This is a genomic window from Parvibaculum lavamentivorans DS-1, from assembly GCF_000017565.1.
GTDB classification, from domain to species: Bacteria; Pseudomonadota; Alphaproteobacteria; order Parvibaculales; family Parvibaculaceae; genus Parvibaculum; species Parvibaculum lavamentivorans.
On record NC_009719.1, the window covers coordinates 2,695,116 to 2,715,635 of the forward strand.

A 20,520-nucleotide genomic window follows, 5' to 3' on the forward strand; every position below is an offset into this window, starting at 1 on the left:
CTACGCCGCTCCCTTGGTGAAATAGAGGACGACGCTCTTGCCCATCAGCGGGCCGGCGATCTTCTCCAGCGCGCGGGTCAGCCACGGGCCTTGCAGGATGTCCCATTCAAGAAAGCGTTTGTAGAGATTGACGATCTTAACGTCCTCGCGCTTCACGCCCACGGCGCATTTCAGCCACCAGTATGGCGAATGAAGCCCATGCGCGAAATGGCGATGGAAGAAGGAAAGGCCGCGCGCCTCGACAGAGCCCTTGAGCTGGCTTTCGCGGAAAATGCGGACATGGCCGCCGGGTTCGTTGTGATAGTCGTCCGACAGCGTCCAGCAGACCCGCTCGGGCCAGTAGCGCGGCACGCTGACGGCAAGGGTTCCGCCCGGCTTCAGGATGCGATCGATCTCCGCCACGGCCTGTTCGTAGTCGGGGATATGCTCCAGCACTTCCGAACACAGGATCTTGTCGAAGCTCGCATCGGGGAAGGGCAGGGACAGCGCGTTGCCCACCGTCAGCGAGAACGAGCGTTTTGTGTCCGGGTCCATGTCGGGGCAGGTGCCGAAGCCGTCGCGTGTGCGGCGCACGTCCTCGAAGCCGAGGTCGAGCCCGACCACATGGCACTTCGAGTGGTAATACATGGCATGGACATGCCGGCCGGCGCCGCAACCGAGGTCGAGCGCGCGCTGGCCGTCCCTAAGCCCGAGCACGTTCAAGTCGATTGTCTGCATCTCTGATTGTCTGCCTGTAAATGTCGGCGCATTCGCGCGCGGCACGTTCCCATTTGAACTTGGCGAGGATGCGCTCGCGTCCGGCGCGGCCGTAAGCCTCGCGCATCTCCGGGTTGTCGAGCATCGAAGCGATGGCGGCGGCAAGCGCCGGCGGATTGGAATGCTGCACGACGATGCCTGCATCGCCGACGACTTCCGGCAGCGAACCGCCATTGGTCGCAATCACCGGCGTGCCGCAGGACATTGCCTCGCCGCAGGGAAAGCCGAAGCCTTCATAGACCGATGGCGAAACGGCGATGGTCGCTTCGTTGTAGATTTCGGTGATGTCTTCGTCGGTCACGCCGCTCACGAACTCCACCTTGTCCATGATGCCATAGGCGCGCAGCTCGTCGGTGGTGTTGCCTTCGCGCAGACGGCCGATCACTTTCAGCTTGAGGTTCGGCCGCGTCTTCAGCAATTCCGCATAGGCGCGGATGAGGTAGATCAGGCCCTTCAAGGGCACGTCGGCGCTGGCGCAGGCGACGATGAGGTCGTCGCGCCGCTTTACATGCGGCATCGGGCGGAATTGCAGGTGGTCGATGCCGTGCAGCACAAGGCGCGTCTTCGATGGATCGACGCCGAATTCCCGCACAACATCGCGGCGCGTGCTTTCGGAGACGACGATCAGCGGGTCGAGCTGGCGCGCCACCTTGATCTGCATATTGAGGAACGAGTACCAGCGCCTTTTCAGCAGCTTCAGCGACAGTGTCTTCGCATGCGCGATGTCGATGCGCCGGTCCATCGTGATGGGGTGGTGGATGGTGCCGACGATCGGCAGGCCCATGTCGCGCAGCTTCAGCAGGCCCCAGCCGAGCGTCTGGTTGTCGTGGCAGACGTCGTATTCGTCCACCGTGCCGCGGACATAGCGCGCCATGCGCTCGCAGAAGGTGTAGGGCTCGGAGAAGCCGCCCGTCGCATGGCTGAACCATTCGAACAGGTCGATCGGGTAGGCGAACATCCAGGGCCTGAGCGAGCGGATCGGATGCGGGTTCGCATAAAGGTCGAGCGAGGGCAGCTTGATGAGCTTCACGCGCGGGTCGAGTTCGGGATAGGGCGGGCCGGAAATCACATCCACCTGATGGCCGAGCTCGACCAGCGCCTTGGCGATATGGCGCATGTAAACGCCCTGGCCGCCCGTCGTCGGATTGGAGCGGTAGCTCGGCAGCAGGATGCGCAGCGGCTTGTCGCCGGCGCCCGCGGCGAGGCGCGGGCTTTCCGGGAGGGTTTTGACGGCAGGCGCTGCCAGCGCGGCGTCTTCGGTGTCGCGCTCAAGCGCCTGCGACATACATCTGTCCCTTGTCTTTTACTGGTAGCTCGCGGCGCGGAAGCGCGCGCGATCCGTCGTACATGTAAGCCCATGCTGCGACGCATTCAAATCGCGGCGGATCATAACGGGTTCGCTACAGGGCAACAACCCGCTAACAAGAATGTCAGCGAGCCCTCTCAGTTGATGCTCCGTCGCGGCGGCGGCGGGCCGTCGCCGGGCTCGGGGGCCGGCCCGGACTGGTGATGAACCAGTACCCAGCCCTCTCCGTTCCGTATGAAGATATTGGTGGCAAGCAGGAAATCCTGCGCAATCCGCTCATAACAGATGACGATCCCTGCGTCCCCGTGGATGCCCACCCGCGCATGGAGGCACTCGATGTCGGGGCTTGCGGGCCCGGTCAGGATTGCATGCCAGCTTTGTATCACCGCGTCGCGGCCTTCCACCGGCGGCCAGCCGGGATGGAGGCAGGTCACCGGCTCGCGCTCGGACCAGAGCGCATTCATCAGTGGCACGTCCCTGTCCGCGAAGGCGCGATAGAAAGTCTCGTTGGCAAAGAGCAACGAGGCGCGGTCTCGGTCGAGTGAGCGGTCCTTGGCCATGGGAAGACCATGCGTGGGTTGCGTGACTGAGCTTAACAGCGGCGGAAGGCATTTGCATGTCTCCCCTCAGGCGGGCAGCCGGTCCGCCTCCGTCCAATGATAGAGGCCCGCCACATCGAAGCCGAGGGCGACGAGGTTCGAGGTGAACATCAGCACCATATAAAAGCTCCAGGCCTCGCGCACCCCGTCCACGGGGTTCCGCCAGACGAGCCAGATGAGAAGAGGCGCCCATACCGAAAAGTGAACCGCCGCCAAAAGCGCGGTGAAGCCGGAGAAATCGAAGGCGAGGCCGAACAACGCAATGCTGCAGAGCGATGCCGCGAATATCCAGCGCGCTTCCATCATCCGGGTGAAGACGAAGAGGAGAGAGGCGGAATTGATGAAGACGAGCCAGTAAATGCCGCCACGCAGCGCATACGGCGCCTGCGATATCTGTCCGATGAGAGCCGCGACGGTATCCATATCCCCTCCCCGGACTGACCCATTTATCAATTTCGGTCAGTTTGCCGGGCAGGGGTATGGAGGCGCAAGTCACATTATGGAGATCAGCCGAAGCGGCGCTTCAGCCAGTCGATCATCAGCCGGTTCAGCTCTTCCGGCTTCTCGGCCTGCGTCCAGTGTCCGCAATCCGCGATGATGTGCTTTTCAAGGTCGGGCACATATTGCTCCATGCCCTCGGTCATGGCCGGCGACAGCACCACGTCGTCCGCCGCCGAGATCATCAGGGCAGGGGCCGTTACCTTCTGTACGAGGCCGGCGCTGCGCTCCCAATTGCGCGTGAAGTTGCGGTACCAGTTGATGCCGCCTTCCCAACCGCTCTTTTCGAAAGCCGCCGTGTAGTAGGCGAGCTCTTCCTCGTTGAGCAGCGGTTTGCCGCGCCATTCCGACTCCGGCGTGTCGAGCGCCTTGATGAAGGCGAGGTTCTTGTCGGAGGAGGGCAGCTTTTCCCATTCCTGCATCGTGATGCCGGAGCGGCGATAGAGAAAATTCAGCGTGCGCTTCGTATCGGCGCCGACCTTCTGTTCCGCCACGCCGAATTTCTGGAAATAGACGATGTACATGTCCTCGCCGAACATCATCCGCATCGCCATGATCGGATCGACAGGGCTGCGCGGCAGGAAGGGCGTGTTGACGCCGATCACGCCGGCAACGCGGTCCGGATGCATCAGCGCCGATTGCCACACCACCATGCCGCCCCAGTCGTGGCCGCAATAAACCGCCTTGTCGATCTCCAGTGCGTCGAGCAGCCCGGTGAGGTCGCCCGTCAGGTGCTCTATGTCGTAGAGGGGCACGTTTTCCTCGCCCTTCGGTCCGCCGGTATTGCCATAGCCGCGCTGGTCCGGCGCGATGACGCGGAAACCGGCCTTCGCAAGTGCCGGTATCTGGTGGCGCCATGAATAGGCGAGTTCGGGCCAGCCATGCGAAAGCAGTACGGGCACGCCGTCTTTCGGTCCGTCTTCGTAGACGGCCATCTTGATGCCGTTCGTGTCGATATAGCGCGGCTCAGGAAATTTCATGGCCGTCCCCCCTTTTGTTTTGTTCTTCGGATTTGCTTTCTGAAATTCCTATGCCGATTTCAGCCGTTCGGAATCCGCGGTTGGCGAGAGGCCGAGCGATGTCAGCATCTCCTTGCGCCCCGGGCCAAGTTTCGGCGGATAGAGATCGGCGTTGCGCTTCTTGCCGCGCGCCCAGGTGACCAGCACCTTCGAGACATTGCGCGGGTCGCGCAGCCACACATTCGGCCGGTCGACCATGTGGAACGAGCGCATGAAACCGCGCAGCAGGTCCACGTCGCCGCGCATGGCGGGCATGATGGCATCTTCGGCGAAGCTCTTGACGAGACGGGCCTTGAGGCCCGGCTTGTAATCGGGGTCGAGCGCGTTTCGCGCCCGCTTCGTCGCCGCGAGATCCTGCTTCACCATGTCGTCGTAGTGCTGGCGCAACTCCGTCGCCAGTCTTGCATGATAGACCCTGGCGCGTTCGCGCGGATCGTCGGTCTTGTCCAGCGTTTCGCGCAGGGCTTCCGCCGCGATGGCTGCGAAGGAGCAGCCGCGTCCGTAAAGCGGATTTGTGCGGATCACGCTGTCGCCGATCGGAAAGAAGTTGAGCACGCGCGGCTCGCCGTCATTCGTCATGTGGCGCCAGCGGCTGATGAGTTCACCCATGCCGAAAACGCGGCTCACGGCGTCGGAGGTTTCGGGCGACGTCCATGACGCGATGCCCGGCAGTTGCGCGCAAACGGCGTCGAAGTTTTCCGGGCGCACGATGGCGCGGCGCATTTCCATCTCGATTTCCGGCACCGCCAGCGTGATCGAGAAGCAGCCATTATCGGCCGGGAAGAGGCCATATTTGATGAAGCCCAGATCGCCCGCACCGGGAACTTTCGTGCGTGCCGGTTCGGCCACGCCGTCCCGCAGGCGGTAGTGCCGCGTGAAATAGAGAATGCCGGCGCGCTCGTTCTCTTCCGTGATGCCGGCGCCTTTGGCGTTCAGCCATTCGATCGCCTGGCTGTTCTTGCCTGCGGCATCGATGAGGATGTCGGCGGGCCATTCCTTCGTCTCGCCATCCTGATCCACAAGCACGCCGGTCGTGCGCAGGTTGCCGGCTTCGTCCTTCTCCGTCAGCACGTCGCGCACCAGCGCGCCCGTGACAAAGCGGATGTTTTGCTGGCGGGCGGCATAGCGGCGCATGATGAGTTCAAGCGTCGTGCGGCGGCTCGTCAGGATCGTCATGTCTTCATCGCCCGGGACCGGAGAATATTTCTCGCGCAGCGCCATAGGCAGGTTGTCGGCAAAAACGATCTCGCGGCAGCCGGCGGCCAGGAGGTCGGCCATAAGGTCCGGATAGTGGTCGCGGATCAGGATATGGAGCCGGGCGAGGAAGGCGTGGCTGTGGCGGAGATGGCCCACGCCCTTGCGCTCCCAGGCGTCGAAAGCCTCGTCGGCGGAGGTCTCGGGCGGGGGCGGGTCGCGCTCCAGCACAGTCAGTTCGCGGCCGCTGCGCGCAAGCGCCAGCGCCGTCCACAAACCGGCGATACCGCCGCCCACCATCACGATCCGTTCGCCCATAGTTCAAAGCCTCCTCGAGTGTCCGCCGCCGCGGATACCCTAAAAATAGACCACGGTCTAGTTAAAATAGGAAGCCTTTTCGAGCCTGTCCAGAGGCCAAACGTCGTTCTTTGTCGGCGGATCAGGGGGCTTTCATTGCCCAGCCGGCCAGCGCCAGCGCCACCCAGCCGGCAAGGAAGGCGACCCCGCCCACAGGTGTCACCAGCACCAGCGAGCGGCTGCCGGTGATGCCGAGATAGTAGAGCGAGCCGGAAAAAAGCACCGAGCCGATAAGGAACGCCCAGCCGGCAATCGAAACTGAGAGCGATGAGAAGCCGCCGCCTGCCTGCGTCGATGCCCAGGCAACGGCGATGAGTGCCAGCGCGTGATACATCTGGTAGCGCGCGCCTGTTTCAAAGGCGGCAAGCTCTGTCGGCCCGACGCGGTTCTGCAATCCATGCGCGGCGAAAGCGCCGAGTGCGACCGAGATGAGCCCGCTCAGCGCACCGATAGTAAGCCACATCCGCATGTCATTTCCTCCTGCCAGGGTGCCGGAAGCATCGGTCAAAGACGCTTTGAGCGCAATGCGCAAGGCTGGCGGCGCTGCCGCTACGTCAGCTTGTGTGGCGTTGACCGCGTGCTGGCGCACGGCCATTGTGGCGTCAATCAGGAACACGCGCAGCACCCGGCGGCAACAAGCCGGGGCAGGGAGGGACGACATGCTCACCAAGGCAGACGATTTTCCGATTCACCAGACGCCGGAGCCGATCGCTTTCGCGGGCACCGACCGTAATTTCTACGACCGCTTCTTTTTCAACGGTTATACGCGCGGTGGCGATGTCTTCTTCGCTGCGGCGCTCGGCGTCTATCCGCATCTCAACATCATGGATGGTGCCTTCAGCGTCATCGTCGATGGTGTGCAGCACAATCTTCATGTCTCGCGCTTCCTCAACATGGAACGCATGGATACGCGCGTCGGGCCGCTCTCGGTCGATATCGTGGAGCCGCTTCAGGTGCTGCGTGTGCGCGTCGCCGATAACGAGCATGGCATCAAGGCGGATGTAACTTTTCGTGGCCGTGCGCCCGCATTGAAGGAGCCGCGTTTCACGCGCCGCAACGGTCCGCGCACGCTGATGGACCTCACCCGCATGACGCAGAACGGCACCTGGGAAGGCTGGATCGAGGTCAAGGGCAAGCGCATCGAGATCAAGCCGCAGGATTATGTCGGCACGCGCGACCGCTCCTGGGGCGTGCGCACCATCGGTGCGCCCGATCCGCAGCCGCTGGTGCCGCCCATGCCGTTCCAGTTCTTCTGGATGTGGGCGCCGCTCAATTTCGACGATCGCATCACGCTCTTCCATGTGAATGACGACGAACATGGCGAGCCCTGGAATCTCTCCGGCGTCATGTGTCCGCTCGGCGCGGATGCCGTGTCGCAGGAGATGGACCGCGTCAGCTACGAAGTCGCTTACAAGTCGGGCTCGCGCCACGCGAAGTCCTTCTCGATCTTCTTCGAGACGCGCAAGGGCGAGAAGACGCGCATCGACCTCACGCCGAAATTCCATTTCTACATGCAGGGCATCGGCTACGGGCATCCCGAGTGGAGTCACGGCGCGCACAAGGGCGACAATGCGATGGGCTATGACGAATACAAGCTCTCGGAAGTGACGAGCTTTGCGCCGCCGAACCTGCATATTCAGGCTTTCTCGGACGCGGTGATGACGCTGCCGGACGGGTCGACGCGAAAGGGTTGCGGCATTCTCGAGCAGCTCGTGATCGGGCCGCACGCGCCGTCGGGTTTCAAGGATGTTCTCGATCCGGCGAAGTAGGCGTTGATCATGGAAGATATCGCTCCCCGCATCGCCGCCTATCTCGAGCACAGGATGCCCGCCGCCTCGAATGTCGAGGTGAGCGGCGTCTCGCGCATTCCGGGCGGCGCCAGCCGCGAAACCTATCGCTTCGTTGCGACATGGGAAGAAGGCGGCAAGCAGATGCGCCGTCCGCTCATCCTGCGCCGGGACCCGGTGGCGAGCCTCATCGAGACGGAGCGCGACGTCGAGTTCAACGCCTATCGCGCCTTCCATCCGACGGGTCTCCCCGTGCCGGAACCGCTCTTCCTCGAAACCGATCTCAAATGGCTCGACCGGCCCTTCTTCGTGATGGAGCAGATCGAGAATTGCCAGGCGGGCTCGCCCTTCAATGCCACGCCTTACGGCCCGCTCGGAGACAAGATCGGCGCGCAGTTCTGGACGCATCTCGGCCGCATCGCCGCCGCCGATCCGGCAAAGACCGGATTTTCGGTGAACATGGAAGCGGTCGCGCCTGAAGCCTGCTGGAAGATTGAACTCGACAAATGGGAAAAGGTGATCGACGAGGACGAGCTTGTGCCGCAGCCCGTTGCGCGTGCGGCCATCCGCTGGCTCCGGCGCAATCCGCCGCCGCCGCCGCCGCGCGTCACCGCCGTTCACGGCGATTACCGCACCGGCAATTTCCTTTTCGACGGTGAGGGCGAGATCCGCGCCATTCTCGACTGGGAAATGTGCCATCTCGGCGATCCGCTGGAAGATGTCGCCTGGGCGGCCGATCCGCTCTGGGCCTTCCAGCAGACGGAGCGGCCGGGCGGCATGATCGCGCGGGCGGATGCCTTCCGTCTCTGGGAAGAGGCGAGCGGCATGAAGATCGATCCCGTAAGGCTGCGCTGGTGGGAGGTCTTCAATTCGCTGAAAGGCCTCGCAATCTGGATTTCGTCGGGCAAGGAATATCAGTCGGGCGCGAGCAGCGATCCGATCCTCGCTTTTCCGAGCTGGTACTGCACCGATGTTCACAACCGCGTGCTGGCACATCGTCTGGCCGCGCTGTCGAAGGAAGCCCGCTCATGAAACCCGATGTGCCTGTCGTCATGCGCGGTCTCTTCGGCACCATGCTGACGGAGATCGCGCCGAACCTCACCGCCGAGTATTCCGCCGGCAGTATCGGCATCATGAGCATGATGATCTTCATGACCGCCGAGGAATATGACCGCGCGGCGGATATCCGTGCCGCCGAGAATGCCGAAATGCGGGCGCTCTTCGCCGAGGCTGCGGGCCTCGTCGATGATGCCGGGCTCAAGGCGAAACTTGCGGAAGCCGCGAAGGGCAGGGACGGCTCTCTCCGGGTCAGCGCGCTCGACAAGGAAAATTCGGCACTTGCCGCACTGCTGATCGAGCTTCATGTCCATGCGGAGGAAAGCACGGCGCCTCACGCCGCCGGTCTCGAAGCCCGCATATGGGACTATCTCCTGGCCTCGGTCGAGCGAAGAAAGCTGCCTTTTCCGGCGCTTGGCTAGGGGCTTCCCAGCGCCTCGCCGCCGCGCTATCAGTGAGCACCGCCCGGGGCTCACCAATCCATGTCTCTCGCCATCCGCCTTGCGACCGTCTACGGCACGATGTTCCTGTTCACGGGCGTCTATCTGCCGTTCTTTCCGGTATGGCTGAAGTCCGAGGGCCTCGCACCGACCGAGATTTCGCTGGTCGTCGCGCTGTCCCTGTTCCTGCGCATCGTCGTCAGTCCCTTCTTCGCCGCCGTCGCGGACAGGCTGGGCGACCGCCGCCGCGTCATTCTGTGGCTCGCATGGGTGTCGCTCGCCGTCGGCGCGCTCTTTCTGCTGGTGGAGGGCTTCGGGCCCATCCTTCTCGTCTCGCTGGTGCTGAACGCGGTCTTTCCGTCCATCGGCCCCCTGGTCGAAACGATCTCCATGCGCGCCCGTATCGATCACGGCATGAACTACGGCCGCGTCCGTCTATGGGGCTCCATCACCTTCGTGGGCGCGAGCGTTGGCGCGGGCTGGCTTCTCGAATGGAACCCGCCTTCCATCATCGCCGTCTGCCTCGTCGCGGCGCTTGCCTTCAACATTGCCGGTCTCTGGCTCCTGCCGCGCGAGGTCGGGCGTCTGCGCAAGCCCGTGCCGAGCGGCCGCCAGTTCGCGGATGTGCTGCAGATCGGCCGCCACCCGGTCTTCATCCTGTTCGTGCTGACGGCGAGCCTCACCCAGGCGACCCATGCCGTCTATTACGCCTTCGGCTCGCTCGCCTGGCAGCTTCAGGGTTATTCGGACAGCGTGATCGGCCTTCTTTGGGCGACGGGCGTTCTCGCCGAGATCGTCCTTTTCTACATTTCCGGGCCGTTGATGGCGCGTTTCGGGGCGGTCCGCCTGCTCATGCTGGCCGCCGCCGCCGCCATTCTCCGCTGGACCGTCACGGCCTTGAGCCCGCCTCTCGCCCTGCTTTTCGTCATGCAGGCGCTGCATGGCCTCACCTTCGGCGCGGCACATCTCGGCGCGGTGCAGTTCGTCGCGCAGGCGGCGCCGCCAAGGCTTGCGGCCACGGCCCAGAGCCTATACGCAGCCATGGCGTCCGGCGTTATGATGGGCCTTGTGACCATCGGCATGGGGCCCATCTATGAAAGGCTTGGGCCTTATGCCTATTTCGTGATGGCGGGCGCGGGGGCGGTGGCCCTCGCCGGTGCCGTTCTTGTCGCGATGTGCTGGAACGGCGACGTGCTCGTGCCGGAAGAAGAACAGGAAGAAGAAAATGGCAATTGAAGTCATTCCCACAGGTGCGGCGCTCGGCGCGGAGGTGCGCGGTCTCGATCTCTCGAAGCCCTTGAGCGCGGACGATTTCGAAGCCGTGCAGCAGGCCTGGTACGATCACATCGTGCTCCTCTTCCGCGGCCAGAAAATTTCCGACGACGATCTCATCCGCTTCTCGCAGCATTTCGGCGAACTCGACATCGCGCCTGCCAGCGCCACCGACATGGCGGGCGGCCAGGAAAAGTCGCGGCCGGAAATCTGGATCATCTCCAACGTGATCGAGAACGGAAAGCCGATCGGCGCGCTCGGCGACAAGGAAGCCGAGTGGCATACCGATATGTCCTATGTCGCGCAGCCGCCCATGGCGAGCGTCCTCTATTCGCTCGAAATTCCGAGCGCGGGCGGCGATACGAGCTTTGCCAATATGTACAAGGCGCTTGAAGAACTGCCGGCGGATCTGCGCGCCGCCATCGAAACCCGCATGGTCAATCACGATGCGAGCACGACGAGTGTCGGCGAGCTGCGCGCAGGCGCCGATGCCGTTCTCGATGTGCGTACCGCGCCTGGCGCCAAGCACCCAGCCATCCGCACGCATCCGGCGACAGGCGGCAAGGCGCTTTATCTCGGCCGCCGCCTCAATGGATATATCGAAGGCTGTTCCGTCGAGGAGAGCGAGAAGCTTCTCGACCGGCTCTGGGCGCATTGCGCGAAGCCTGAATTTTCGTGGACGCATAAATGGGCGGTCGGCGATCTTCTCGTCTGGGACAATCGTTCGGCGATTCACCGCCGCGCCAGTTTCGACGGGCGCGAGCGGCGTGTCATGCACCGCACCCAGATCAAGGGCGACCGGCCGCGCTGACCTCCCGCCTACGTTGCGTCAATTTTCCCGCGTTTGACATCTCCCGTGGATGCGCCAGTTATTGCATCAACAGCATTCAATAAACGGGAGAACGCACCATGCTCGCAATGGCCATTCAGGGCGAATTCGGCATCGACAATCTGAAGCCGCTTGAGCGGCCCGTGCCCAAGGCCGGGCCGGGGCAGGTGGTCGTGAAGATGAAGGCCGCCTCGCTCAACTACCGCGATCTCGCGACCGTGGTCGGCATGGGCGGTAATCCGAAACTTCTCCCCCTCGTGCCGCTGTCGGATGGCTGCGGTGAAATCGTCGAGGCGGGCGAGGGCGTCACGCGGCTGAAAGTCGGCGACCGGGTCGCGCCGAGTTTCTTTCAGGGCTGGTTTGCCGGCGGGCCGCGCGCGGAAGTGCTCGGCGCCACCGCGCTTGGCGGGCCGATCGACGGCTGCGCGCAGGAATATATGTGCCTCTCCGCCGAAGGCATGTCGAAGGCCCCGGCCAATCTCTCCGATGCGGAAGTCGCCTGTCTTCCCTGCGCCGGGCTCACCGCATGGCGCGCGCTCGTCGTCGAAGGAAACATCAAGGCCGGCGACACGGTGCTGGTGCAGGGCACGGGCGGCGTCTCGATCTTCGCCCTGCAATTCGCCAAGGTGATGGGCGCGCGCGTCATCGTCACTTCGTCTTCGGATGAAAAACTTGAACGCGCCAAAAAGCTCGGCGCGGACGATTTCATCAACTACAAGGCCACGCCGAACTGGGCGGGCGAGGCGCGCAAGCTCACCGGCGGGCGCGGCGTCGATCATGTGGTCGAGGTCGGCGGCGCGGACACGTTCCCGCAATCCATCATGGCGTCGCGCGTCGGCGGTCATGTCGCCGTCATCGGCCTTCTGTCGGGCATGACGAAGGATGTGAACGTCGCGGCGATCTTCTCGCAGAACCTCAAGATCAGCGGCATCACCGTCGGCAGCCGGACGCATTTCGAGGAAATGTCCCGTGCCATCGAGCAGAACGATATTCACCCCGTCATCGACGAGCGTTTCCCGCTCGCCGATGCGCAGTCCGCCTTCCGGCTCATGCAGGGGGCGTCGCATCTCGGCAAGATCGTGCTAGATATATAACGTCTTGATTAAATATTAGCTTTGGTGTTAAATATCTTCCTGTGACCAGACAGGGAGGATAAACAGCATGGCCGGGAAGACAGAAAGCGGGGCGCCGCACATCGTGCCCGCACTTTTCTACAAGGATCCGAACGCCGCTCTCGACTGGCTCGAAAAGGCGTTCGGATTTGAGATCGCGCTCCGCATCACGGATGATGACGGCGTCATCCAGCATGCGGAAATGGAATATGGCAATGGCCGCGTCATGATTGGCGGCGTCGACTGGGCCGAATGGCCGGCAAGCCCGAAGGCCATAGGCGGCAAGAACACCCAGTGCATTCATGTGCAGGTGAAGGACGTCATGGCGCATTTCAAGCGCGCGAAGGATGCGGGCGCGAATATTGCTGCCGAACCGCAAGACCAGTTCTATGGCGACAAGGTCTACCGCGTCTTCGATCCCGAAGGCCATTTCTGGACCTTCGGACAGTCGATGCGCGTCCTCTCCAACGAGGAGATGGAAAAAGCGTCCGGCCTTAAGGTCGAAGGCAAGGGATGAGCGCCGCGCCCGCTGAGCCGGAGGAGATCGACCGCATCCTCGCCGCGCTCGCCGATCCCACGCGCCGCCGCATGGTGGATCTTCTGCGCGACGGCCCGATGCGCGCGGGCGAGCTTGCCGCCGCCTTCGACATCAGCGGCCCTGCTGTCAGCCGCCATCTGCGCGTGCTGCGCGAAAACGATCTGATAGAGGAGGAGGCGGCGGGCGACGACCGCCGTCTCCGCGTCTATCGGCTCCGCGCCGCGCCTTTCGCCGATCTGCAATCATGGCTCGAGGAAGTGGCGGCCTTCTGGACCGTGCAGCTTTCCGCCTTCAAGAAACACGCGGAAGGCAAGTCCCGCAAAGGCAGGAAGAAGTGAGCGCCGCCGTCATGGTCGGCATCACGCTCGATGTCGAGCCGGAAGAGGCTTTCCGTCTGTTCACGGAGGAAGTGGATGTCTGGTGGCAGCGCGGGCCCAAGTTCCGCTTCCGCCCGCGCGCCCATGGCACCATGAAGTTCGAGCCGGGGGAGGGCGGCCGTCTGGTCGAAATCTATGATGAGGCGAAGGGCGATCTCTATGAGGTCGGCCGTATTCTCGTCTGGGAGCCGGGCCATCGCCTCGTCTTCGAGTGGCGTGGGCCCAATTTCCGCGAGGGGCAGGTGACGGAAGTCGAACTCAAGTTCAAGGCGGTCGATGCCGGAACGCGCATCACGCTCGAACATCGCGGCTGGGAAACCCTGCCGCAAGATCATCCCGCCCGCCACGGCCTCAGCGACCGCGCCTTCCTCACCATGCAGGGCGGCTGGTGGGAAGAGCAATTGGTGGCGATGAGGGGGAAGGTGGGACGAGAGGGCCGTTGAGACGGCCTACCCCCAGAGTGCCCGCTCCGGCGGATAGACGAGGCTGCTCTCATAGCGCAGCGCGTGTTCGCGGTCCTTTGCCAGAAGCAGCGGCCCGTCGAGGTCCACATAATCCGCCTGTTGCGCGATCAGCATGGCAGGCGCCATGGCGAGAGAGGTCGCCACCATGCAGCCGACCATAACGCGCAGGTTCCGCTTCTTCGCGCAGCGCATCACCGAAAGCGCCTCGGTCAGCCCGCCGGTCTTGTCGAGCTTCACATTGATGAAATCATAGAGCCCGACAAGACGCTTCATGCCTTCCAGCCCATGCGCGCTTTCATCCGCGCAGAGCGGCACGGGGCTGTCGATGCCGCGCAGCACCTCGTCTTCCGCCGCCGGCACCGGCTGCTCGATCAGCGAAACGCCGAGCCGCGCCAGTTCATGCGCCATCGGCAGAACCTGTTCGGGCTTCCAGCCCTCATTGGCATCGACGATCAGCGCCGCGTTGGGCGCGCCCGCCCGCACCGCTTCCACGCGCGCAATGTCCTCGTCGCCGCCTTCGCCGAGCTTGAGTTTCAGGAGAGGCCGGTGCGATGCGCGCTTTGCCGCTTCCTGCATTTCGGCAGCCGTGCCGAGGCTCAGCGTATAGGCCGTGGTGAGGGCCCGGGGGGCGGCGCCAAGCTGCGCCATTTCCCAAACCTCCTTGCCGGCGAGCTTCGCCTCGAGGTCCCACAGCGCGCAGTCGAGGGCGTTGCGTGCCGCGCCGCGCGGCATGGCGCGTTGCAGGTCTTCGCGGCTCATGCCTTCGCCGATTGCCTGGACCTGCGCCTTGATGGCGGCGATCACGTCCTTTTCGTTTTCATTGTAGCGGGCATAGGGCACGCATTCGCCGCGTCCCGTCAGGCCCATTTCCGTCACCGTGACCACGACCACCCGCGCCTCGGTCTTCGAGCCGCGAGAGATTGTGAACGCCCCGGCGATGGGCCATGACTCTGCTTCGACGGTGATTTCGCGCATCTGGGAACTCGGGGCAAGGAGGCGGGGGCGGAACATTGCGCCGAATGATGGCCTTTGTGTGCGCTACCTCCAAGCCCTGAAATTTTTTCCCGATCCGATACGGTCTAGATGCGGCCGGCGAAGAAGGCCCCGTTCCAGTGGTCGCCGGGCGGATTCGCCTCGTATTGCGCGATCCTCGTCTCGTAGAAGTCGTAGAGCGTCGGAATGGCGCCGTTGAGCTTGCGGCATTCGGCGATGGCCGCCCGTGCTTCCGCCCAGCGTTGGCTGCGATAGGCCGAGAAGATCAGGGCATGGGCTTCCTGAAGCGCGCGGAACTTCGGGTTGGCCCGCATGATCGGGTCGCCAAGCAGGGCGAAGATGCGGCGGCCTTCCGGGTGGCGCGAGGTCGATACGAGGTCAATTTCGAGCAGCGCATAGCGGCCGCCCACGGCGCGCTGCGTGCCTTCGCCGACGATGATGGCGGGGCCGTAGTGCCGGGCGTTCTTCTGCAGATAGGCCGCAAAGCTCACCGGCTCGCCCAGCACGCCATAGTCGAAGCGTTGCACGGCGCCCATGTTGCCGGTGATCGCGGTCCCTGTGTCGATGCCGACGGAGAGGCTCAGCGGCACATGGCTCAGGTGCTGGCGGCGCGCGTCCTCTTCAAGGAACTCGTTGAGAGCTTCCAGGTTTTCGACCATCCGGAGCGCCGCATCGCAGCCTTTCGAGGCATGATCGGCCACATCCAGCGGGGCGTTCCACACGGCATAAAGTGTGTCGCCCACGGCGCGGTCCACCATGCCGTTCCGGTCCTGCACGATCTTGGTCATCGGCGAGAAGAAGCGGTTCAGGATGTCGGCATAGGCGGTCGGGTCTTCCAGGTAGCGGTCGGCGATGATGTTGAAGCCGCGCAGGCCGACGACGACGGAGGTCACGTCGCGCAGCGCGCCCTCGGCGCGGATCATGTGCGGGTTCGCCTTCACGCGCGCAAGGCCGGAGGAGGAGAGGCGGCGGCCGAACTGCGTTTCGACAAAGCGGATTTCGTCCTCGGTGTGGAGCCGTGTCATCAGGGCGCAGGTCAGCGCCGCCAGCACGAGCGTCACGCCGCCCAGCGTCGGGTCGATCAGCCAGCGATGCGTCTCGAATGCCCACCAGGAGCCATAGGCCGCGCCGCCGATCAGCAGCAGCGTCAGCGCAAAGCCCCAGCGGAAGCGGAAGCGCCGCACCACCAGAATGACGATCAGCCCGCCCAGCAGCACGAACACCTGTTCCGCCACGCCGGCCCAGCCCGGTCTTACGAGAAAGGCGCCATCGGCAATCTGGTCGATGGCATTGGCGGCAATGGCGCCGGAGGCAAGCGGAATGCCGAGCGGCGTGTCGTGCAATTGCAGGCTGCCATTGGCCGAGACGCCGATGATGGCGATGCGGCCCGCCAGCGCGCCGAGATTGGCGCCGCCGGACAGGATGCTGCCGGCCGGGATCGAGCGGCGCGTCGCTTCGCCGCCGAAATAGAGCCGCAGCTCGCCATTTTTCTGTGTAAGCGCATGGAGCCCCGTGCCCGTGATTTCCACGCGCTCCAGGCCCGGTTCGATTTCAAAGGAAAAGCCGCTCTCCGGTGCGCGCACGACCGCGCGATAGCCGGCGCCGCCTCTGGCGACGCGTAAGGCTTCGAGCACGTTCGATGGATAGAGCGTGCCGTCGAGCGCGGTCAGCATCGGCAGTCCGCGTATCGTCTCGCCATGATCCCGCTCGGGCAGGCTCGCGCCATTGCCGGTCGCCGCCGCCTCGAAGAGCGGCAGGCTCGGTCGCCAGGTCTCGTAGTCCCGCATGTAATGGCGCGGGTCGCCGCCGCTGGGCGTAATGCTGGCGGGGCGGGCAGGCGTGTGCTGGCCGTCGAAGGATGTCTTGCCCGGAACGAAGGAAACGACCGATTTCGACGAGGAAAGGAGCGCCGCCAGTTCGCGTTCGTGGTTCGGCAGGCCGCTCAGCGTGCGGCTGAAGCCGTTGAACTTCTCTCCGGCGGGGAAAGGAGACCAGAGCCGCAGCAATTCGCTCGTCGCGGTCGGGTCGGCGTCCGCCAGTGTCATGTCGATCACGATGGCGCTCGCGCCCGCGTCGCGCACTTTTTCGACCAGCATGTCGAGGCGCTTGCGCGGCCAGGGCCAGGCGCCGAAGCGTTTCGCGGTCTCGGTGTCGATATCGACATAAACGGCGTGAGGTCCGCCCGCGCCCGCTTCGCGCGGCAGGATGCGCTGATAGAGGTCGAAGGCCCGGTTCTGCAGGAATGTGCCCGCACCGTGCGGATCGTTGATCGCCACGAATACGCTCAGCACCAGCACAAGGCCGGGCAGGATGGCGGAAAGTCTGCGGAACGCCGGTGTAGGATTCATGTCTCTACTTGCCCCGACACCCGGACGCAGGTGCAGGGATTGCCCCAAATTGAACCTTCCGGCTCCACCGCGTCCCGTTATGGAACGTGGAAAGGAGCCGTCAGTTCCACCGTTGCAGCTTTCGTTCCAGAGTTCCGGGCCGCAAGGGGGCAGTCGAGAGCGGGCTTATTCCGCGCCGGTTTCGGATTTGAGATAGGCGATCAGGCTGGCGCGGTCCTCTTCCTTCTTGAGGCCCGGGAAAGCCATGTTCGTGCCGGGAACCATGGCAGCCGGCTTTTCGAGATAGACCGACAGGGTCTCTTCCGACCAGACCAGGCCCTCGGCGCCTTTTGCCGTCATCGCCTTGGAGAATTTCACGCCTTCCTTGGTGCCGGCGGTGCGGCCGAATACGCCGTGAAGGTTCGGGCCGATGCCGTCCTTGCCGCCTTCCTCGAGGGTATGGCAAGCCTTGCAGCGGGCGAAGATCTTCTTGCCGTCCGCGAGGTCCGGCCCTTCGGCCAGCGCGGCGCCCGAAATGGTCATGGCAAGGGAAATCGCTGCAAATCCGTGGAACAGGTCGCGCATGGTAACTCCTTCAATCAACACCGTTTCCGCCGAAAAAACCGCCGGCGCGGAACGGAACTTACCCTATTTCGCTGTAATGGGAACGCCATGTGACAAGCTGGCGCGGCAAAGGCATATTTAAGGGGAGAGCGGACGCTGGATTGGGGGAAGATTGGCCGAGGCGAATAATCCGAGGGAGATGGCGGGCGCGCCTGCTTCCTGTCATATCGAGGCCGACGGCAATGTCCTTCGCATCGAGGCGGCGGGGGACTGGTCTATCGTCCATCTCGATCCCGTGGATCGCCAGCTCCGTGCCATCGGTGCCCGGCCCGGCACGGGCCGCGCGATTATCGGCTTCAAGGACATCACCCGCTTCGACACCGCCGCCGCCGCCATTCTCGGCCGCACCGCCGCCCATCTCGGCGAGCAGGGCATCAAGGTCGATTTCGAGGATGTCAGCGATGCCCAGCGCCTCCTTCTCGACAAGATCGATTCCTGCGGCATGCCTGAGCCGGCTCATGTGCCGTGGCGGCCGCTTCATATTCAGATCATCGATAAGATCGGCGCCACCATGCGCGACATCGGCGCCGAGGGGCTCGCCATGCTCGGCTTCGTCGGCGCGGTCATGGCGACGGCAGGGCGCACCATCGCCCGTCCGAGCCGGCTCCGCTGGACGCCCTTCGTGCACCATATGGAAAAGGCGGGTTTCGACGCGCTGCCGCTCGTCTGCCTGCTGACTTTCCTGATCGGCGCGGTCGTGGCGCAGCAGGGCGCGGTCCAGCTCCGCCAGTTCGGCGCGGAAGTCTTCACGGTCAATCTCATCGCGATCATCTTTCTGCGCGAGGTCGGGCTTCTTCTCACCGCGATCATCGTGGCGGGCCGCTCCGGCAGCGCCTTCACCGCCGAGATCGGCTCGATGAAGATGCGCGAGGAAATCGACGCCATGCGCACCCTCGGCCTCGATCCGATGGAGATGCTGGTGCTGCCGCGCGTGCTCGCGCTCATGGTCACGCTGCCGCTTCTCACCTTCGTCGCCGACATCATGGGGCTGATCGGTGGCGGTCTCGTCGTCCAGGTCATGCTGGACATGCCCCCCGGCGTCTATATCAGCCGCGTGCAGGAGGCGGTCGGCTTCTGGACCTTCGGTGTCGGTCTCGTGAAGGCCCCCTTCATGGCCGTCGTCATCGCGCTTGTCGGCTGCCGCTCGGGCCTTTCCGTTACCGGCAGCGCGGAATCGGTCGGCGCCATGACCACGCGTTCGGTCGTCCGGTCGATCTTCCTCGTCATCATTCTCGATGCGCTCTTCGCAATGTTCTTCACGGCGGTGGGCATATGAGCACCGGCAAAAAGGGCGAGCCCATCATCGAGGTCGAAGGCATCGACACGCGCTTCGGCGACAATGTCATCCACGAGAATCTCGATCTCACGGTGAGGCGGGGCGAGGTGATCGGCATTGTCGGCGGCTCGGGCACCGGCAAATCCGTCCTCCTGCGGACGATCCTCGGTTTGAAGAAGCCAGATGCCGGGCGCATTCGCGTCTTCGGCATCGACTTCTCGACACTCAGCGAAGACGAACGCCGGCTGAACGAGCAGCGTTGGGGCGTACTCTTCCAGGATGGCGCGCTTTTCTCGGCCCTCACGGTCGCGGAAAATGTGCAGGTTCCCTACCGCGAGCATCTTCATCTCTCGCAGGAACTGATGGATGAGCTTGCCGCGGTGAAGATCGCGATGGTGGGGCTGAAGCCCGAGGCGGGATCGCTCTATCCCTCCGAGCTTTCGGGCGGTATGCGGAAGAGGGCGGGGCTTGCCCGCGCGCTCGCGCTCGATCCCGAAATCCTCTTTCTCGACGAGCCGACCGCCGGGCTCGATCCGATAGGCGCCGCCGCCTTCGACGAACTGATCAACGATCTGAAGGAAACGCTCGGCCTCACGGTCTTTCTCGTCACCCACGATCTCGATACGCTTTACGCCACTTGCGACCGGATAGCGGTTCTCGCGGAGAAGCATGTTATTCTGATCGGGACGATCGAGGATATGTTGCGTAGCAGTCATCCCTGGATTCACGAATATTTTCACGGGCCGCGAGCGCGCGCGGCCTTTGCAGGCAAATAGCGGCCATGGAAATCAAATCCAACAATGTCCTCATCGGCGTCTTCACGCTGGTTACTGTCGTCGGCATGTTCCTTTTTCTTCTGTGGATCAGCGGCGTTCAGTTCAACCGGCAATTCGCCTATTACAAGATCATCTTCGACGGTTCCGTCTCCGGTCTCTCGCAGTCGGGTCCGGTGCAATATAACGGCCTGCCCGTCGGCAAGGTGACGGACCTCTATCTGATGGCGCGCAATCCGAACAAGGTGGTTGCCATCATCCAGGTCGATGCGCGCACGCCGGTCAAGGAAGACTCCGTCGCGCAGCTTGAATTGTCCGGCCTCACCGGCGTCGCCTTCATCCAGCTCACGGGCGGCAGTCCTGAATCCGCCGAACTTCAGGCACGTCCCGGCCAGGACTATCCGGTCATCAAGGCCGCGCCGTCCTCGCTGCAGGATCTTCTGAAGAGCGGCCCGGAAACGCTGCAGAACGCGAATGAGCTCATCAAGGAATTGAACAAGGTCGTCGCCGACAACCAGCGGTCGATTTCCGAAGCACTCGCCAATCTCAACACCATTTCGAAGGCGCTGGCCGACAGTTCGGGCGATGTCACCACGGCGCTCGACCAGATTGCGCAGGCGTCGCGCCACCTCAACAGCATCAGCCGCAGCGCCGACGGGCTGATGAAGGAAGACGTGAAGGCCTTCATCGCCGATGCGCGGGAGGCGGCGCGCTCCTACCGCGAAGTCGCGAACGAACTCGACGCCATTCTGAAGCAGGGCGGGCCGGGCATTGCCAGTGGATTGTCGCAATTGCCGCAGCTGGTCGCGGAGACGCGCGCTCTCGTCTCCTCGCTCGACAGGTTCGCCTCGCGGGCGCAGGACGATCCGGCGCGATACTTCATCGGGCGCGATGTGCCCGAGGTGGAAGCGGAATGAGAGGGG

At 63.8% G+C, this 20,520-nt stretch carries 22 protein-coding genes; 12 read left to right on the top strand and 10 right to left on the bottom strand.

The annotated features are described in order from the left end of the window. From PLAV_RS12630 to PLAV_RS12660, 7 genes are all read right to left on the bottom strand, one after another. Positions 1-717, bottom strand: a complete 717-nt coding sequence (locus PLAV_RS12630) for a class I SAM-dependent methyltransferase (protein ID WP_012111413.1) — start codon at positions 715-717, stop codon at positions 1-3. Further along, positions 683-2,041, bottom strand: coding sequence for a glycosyltransferase family 4 protein (locus PLAV_RS12635; RefSeq protein WP_012111414.1), 1,359 nt, complete (start codon positions 2,039-2,041; stop codon positions 683-685). The genes PLAV_RS12630 and PLAV_RS12635 overlap by 35 nt, the downstream gene beginning before the upstream one ends. Before the next feature lie 158 nt (positions 2,042-2,199). After that, entirely contained in the window at positions 2,200-2,622 is a 423-nt protein-coding gene (locus tag PLAV_RS12640) for a nuclear transport factor 2 family protein (RefSeq protein ID WP_012111415.1), read from the bottom strand. 66 nt (positions 2,623-2,688) lie between these two features. Beyond that, on the bottom strand, positions 2,689-3,084 hold the full coding sequence (locus PLAV_RS12645) for a hypothetical protein (protein ID WP_012111416.1): 396 nt from the start codon (positions 3,082-3,084) through the stop codon (positions 2,689-2,691). A gap of 83 nt (positions 3,085-3,167) precedes the next feature. Then, complete coding sequence (locus PLAV_RS12650; RefSeq protein ID WP_012111417.1) at positions 3,168-4,139, bottom strand: alpha/beta fold hydrolase; 972 nt, start codon at positions 4,137-4,139, stop codon at positions 3,168-3,170. A gap of 48 nt (positions 4,140-4,187) precedes the next feature. Next, positions 4,188-5,690 (bottom strand): FAD-dependent oxidoreductase, encoded by a 1,503-nt coding sequence (locus tag PLAV_RS12655; RefSeq protein WP_012111418.1) that lies wholly within the window; start codon positions 5,688-5,690, stop codon positions 4,188-4,190. A gap of 121 nt (positions 5,691-5,811) precedes the next feature. Further along, positions 5,812-6,198, bottom strand: a complete 387-nt coding sequence (locus tag PLAV_RS12660; protein WP_012111419.1) for a DUF423 domain-containing protein — start codon at positions 6,196-6,198, stop codon at positions 5,812-5,814. Positions 6,199-6,388: 190 nt separating this feature from the next. Here PLAV_RS12660 and PLAV_RS12665 point away from each other — a divergent pair, with 190 nt between their 5' ends. The 9 genes from PLAV_RS12665 (at position 6,389) to PLAV_RS12705 (ending at position 13,583) form a co-directional block, all read left to right on the top strand. After that, positions 6,389-7,498 (top strand): Rv3169 family protein, encoded by a 1,110-nt coding sequence (locus tag PLAV_RS12665; protein WP_012111420.1) that lies wholly within the window; start codon positions 6,389-6,391, stop codon positions 7,496-7,498. Between the two features lie 9 nt (positions 7,499-7,507). Next, a complete protein-coding gene (locus tag PLAV_RS12670; RefSeq protein ID WP_012111421.1) occupies positions 7,508-8,548 on the top strand; it encodes a phosphotransferase family protein in 1,041 nt (346 codons plus the stop codon). Next, the gene (locus tag PLAV_RS12675; protein WP_012111422.1) at positions 8,545-8,994 is read left to right on the top strand and encodes a type 1 periplasmic-binding domain-containing protein; all 450 of its coding nucleotides are present in this window, start codon (positions 8,545-8,547) and stop codon (positions 8,992-8,994) included. The genes PLAV_RS12670 and PLAV_RS12675 overlap by 4 nt, the downstream gene beginning before the upstream one ends. 60 nt (positions 8,995-9,054) lie before the next feature. Then, a complete protein-coding gene (locus PLAV_RS12680; RefSeq protein WP_012111423.1) occupies positions 9,055-10,248 on the top strand; it encodes an MFS transporter in 1,194 nt (397 codons plus the stop codon). Further along, positions 10,238-11,095, top strand: a complete 858-nt coding sequence (locus PLAV_RS12685) for a TauD/TfdA dioxygenase family protein (RefSeq protein WP_012111424.1) — start codon at positions 10,238-10,240, stop codon at positions 11,093-11,095. Before PLAV_RS12680 ends, PLAV_RS12685 begins: the two co-directional genes overlap by 11 nt. Before the next feature lie 98 nt (positions 11,096-11,193). Then, positions 11,194-12,207 (top strand): zinc-dependent alcohol dehydrogenase family protein, encoded by a 1,014-nt coding sequence (locus tag PLAV_RS12690; protein WP_012111425.1) that lies wholly within the window; start codon positions 11,194-11,196, stop codon positions 12,205-12,207. A 67-nt stretch (positions 12,208-12,274) separates the two neighbouring features. After that, a complete protein-coding gene (locus PLAV_RS12695; RefSeq protein ID WP_012111426.1) occupies positions 12,275-12,742 on the top strand; it encodes a VOC family protein in 468 nt (155 codons plus the stop codon). Then, complete coding sequence (locus PLAV_RS12700) at positions 12,739-13,101, top strand: ArsR/SmtB family transcription factor (protein WP_012111427.1); 363 nt, start codon at positions 12,739-12,741, stop codon at positions 13,099-13,101. Before PLAV_RS12695 ends, PLAV_RS12700 begins: the two co-directional genes overlap by 4 nt. Then, a complete protein-coding gene (locus PLAV_RS12705) occupies positions 13,098-13,583 on the top strand; it encodes an SRPBCC family protein (RefSeq protein WP_012111428.1) in 486 nt (161 codons plus the stop codon). The genes PLAV_RS12700 and PLAV_RS12705 overlap by 4 nt, the downstream gene beginning before the upstream one ends. Before the next feature lie 6 nt (positions 13,584-13,589). On the opposite strand, the gene dgcA is transcribed toward PLAV_RS12705, so the two are convergent. The 3 genes from dgcA to PLAV_RS12720 form a co-directional block, all read right to left on the bottom strand. Then, positions 13,590-14,579 carry an N-acetyl-D-Glu racemase DgcA gene (gene dgcA, locus PLAV_RS12710; RefSeq protein ID WP_041536703.1) on the bottom strand — a complete coding sequence of 330 codons (990 nt, stop codon included), beginning with the start codon at positions 14,577-14,579 and terminating at the stop codon, positions 13,590-13,592. Between the two features lie 104 nt (positions 14,580-14,683). Beyond that, positions 14,684-16,945 carry a CHASE2 domain-containing protein gene (locus PLAV_RS12715; protein ID WP_012111430.1) on the bottom strand — a complete coding sequence of 754 codons (2,262 nt, stop codon included), beginning with the start codon at positions 16,943-16,945 and terminating at the stop codon, positions 14,684-14,686. A gap of 165 nt (positions 16,946-17,110) precedes the next feature. Beyond that, the gene (locus PLAV_RS12720; RefSeq protein ID WP_012111431.1) at positions 17,111-17,509 is read right to left on the bottom strand and encodes a c-type cytochrome; all 399 of its coding nucleotides are present in this window, start codon (positions 17,507-17,509) and stop codon (positions 17,111-17,113) included. Positions 17,510-17,660: 151 nt separating this feature from the next. On the opposite strand from PLAV_RS12720, the gene PLAV_RS12725 reads away from it, so the two are divergent. From PLAV_RS12725 to PLAV_RS12735, 3 genes are read left to right on the top strand one after another with little or no spacing between them, the layout of a single operon-like run. Beyond that, the gene (locus tag PLAV_RS12725; protein ID WP_012111432.1) at positions 17,661-18,824 is read left to right on the top strand and encodes an MlaE family ABC transporter permease; all 1,164 of its coding nucleotides are present in this window, start codon (positions 17,661-17,663) and stop codon (positions 18,822-18,824) included. Further along, the gene (locus tag PLAV_RS12730) at positions 18,821-19,600 is read left to right on the top strand and encodes an ABC transporter ATP-binding protein (RefSeq protein WP_012111433.1); all 780 of its coding nucleotides are present in this window, start codon (positions 18,821-18,823) and stop codon (positions 19,598-19,600) included. The genes PLAV_RS12725 and PLAV_RS12730 overlap by 4 nt, the downstream gene beginning before the upstream one ends. 5 nt (positions 19,601-19,605) lie before the next feature. Beyond that, positions 19,606-20,514, top strand: a complete 909-nt coding sequence (locus PLAV_RS12735) for an MlaD family protein (protein ID WP_012111434.1) — start codon at positions 19,606-19,608, stop codon at positions 20,512-20,514. The last annotated feature ends 6 nt before the right edge of the window (positions 20,515-20,520 follow it).

Excerpts from the sequence above, each read along its gene's own strand:
- PLAV_RS12630 (WP_012111413.1), bottom strand. The coding sequence starts at position 717 with ATGCAGACAATCGACTTGAACGTGCTCGGGCTTAGGGACGGCCAGCGC.
- PLAV_RS12635 (WP_012111414.1), bottom strand. The coding sequence starts at position 2,041 with ATGTCGCAGGCGCTTGAGCGCGACACCGAAGACGCCGCGCTGGCAGCG.
- PLAV_RS12640 (WP_012111415.1), bottom strand. The coding sequence starts at position 2,622 with ATGGCCAAGGACCGCTCACTCGACCGAGACCGCGCCTCGTTGCTCTTT.
- PLAV_RS12645 (WP_012111416.1), bottom strand. The coding sequence starts at position 3,084 with ATGGATACCGTCGCGGCTCTCATCGGACAGATATCGCAGGCGCCGTAT.
- PLAV_RS12650 (WP_012111417.1), bottom strand. The coding sequence starts at position 4,139 with ATGAAATTTCCTGAGCCGCGCTATATCGACACGAACGGCATCAAGATG.
- PLAV_RS12655 (WP_012111418.1), bottom strand. The coding sequence starts at position 5,690 with ATGGGCGAACGGATCGTGATGGTGGGCGGCGGTATCGCCGGTTTGTGG.
- PLAV_RS12660 (WP_012111419.1), bottom strand. The coding sequence starts at position 6,198 with ATGCGGATGTGGCTTACTATCGGTGCGCTGAGCGGGCTCATCTCGGTC.
- PLAV_RS12665 (WP_012111420.1), top strand. The coding sequence starts at position 6,389 with ATGCTCACCAAGGCAGACGATTTTCCGATTCACCAGACGCCGGAGCCG.
- PLAV_RS12670 (WP_012111421.1), top strand. The coding sequence starts at position 7,508 with ATGGAAGATATCGCTCCCCGCATCGCCGCCTATCTCGAGCACAGGATG.
- PLAV_RS12675 (WP_012111422.1), top strand. The coding sequence starts at position 8,545 with ATGAAACCCGATGTGCCTGTCGTCATGCGCGGTCTCTTCGGCACCATG.
- PLAV_RS12680 (WP_012111423.1), top strand. The coding sequence starts at position 9,055 with ATGTCTCTCGCCATCCGCCTTGCGACCGTCTACGGCACGATGTTCCTG.
- PLAV_RS12685 (WP_012111424.1), top strand. The coding sequence starts at position 10,238 with ATGGCAATTGAAGTCATTCCCACAGGTGCGGCGCTCGGCGCGGAGGTG.
- PLAV_RS12690 (WP_012111425.1), top strand. The coding sequence starts at position 11,194 with ATGCTCGCAATGGCCATTCAGGGCGAATTCGGCATCGACAATCTGAAG.
- PLAV_RS12695 (WP_012111426.1), top strand. The coding sequence starts at position 12,275 with ATGGCCGGGAAGACAGAAAGCGGGGCGCCGCACATCGTGCCCGCACTT.
- PLAV_RS12700 (WP_012111427.1), top strand. The coding sequence starts at position 12,739 with ATGAGCGCCGCGCCCGCTGAGCCGGAGGAGATCGACCGCATCCTCGCC.
- dgcA (WP_041536703.1), bottom strand. The coding sequence starts at position 14,579 with ATGCGCGAAATCACCGTCGAAGCAGAGTCATGGCCCATCGCCGGGGCG.
- PLAV_RS12715 (WP_012111430.1), bottom strand. The coding sequence starts at position 16,945 with ATGAATCCTACACCGGCGTTCCGCAGACTTTCCGCCATCCTGCCCGGC.
- PLAV_RS12720 (WP_012111431.1), bottom strand. The coding sequence starts at position 17,509 with ATGCGCGACCTGTTCCACGGATTTGCAGCGATTTCCCTTGCCATGACC.
- PLAV_RS12730 (WP_012111433.1), top strand. The coding sequence starts at position 18,821 with ATGAGCACCGGCAAAAAGGGCGAGCCCATCATCGAGGTCGAAGGCATC.
- PLAV_RS12735 (WP_012111434.1), top strand. The coding sequence starts at position 19,606 with ATGGAAATCAAATCCAACAATGTCCTCATCGGCGTCTTCACGCTGGTT.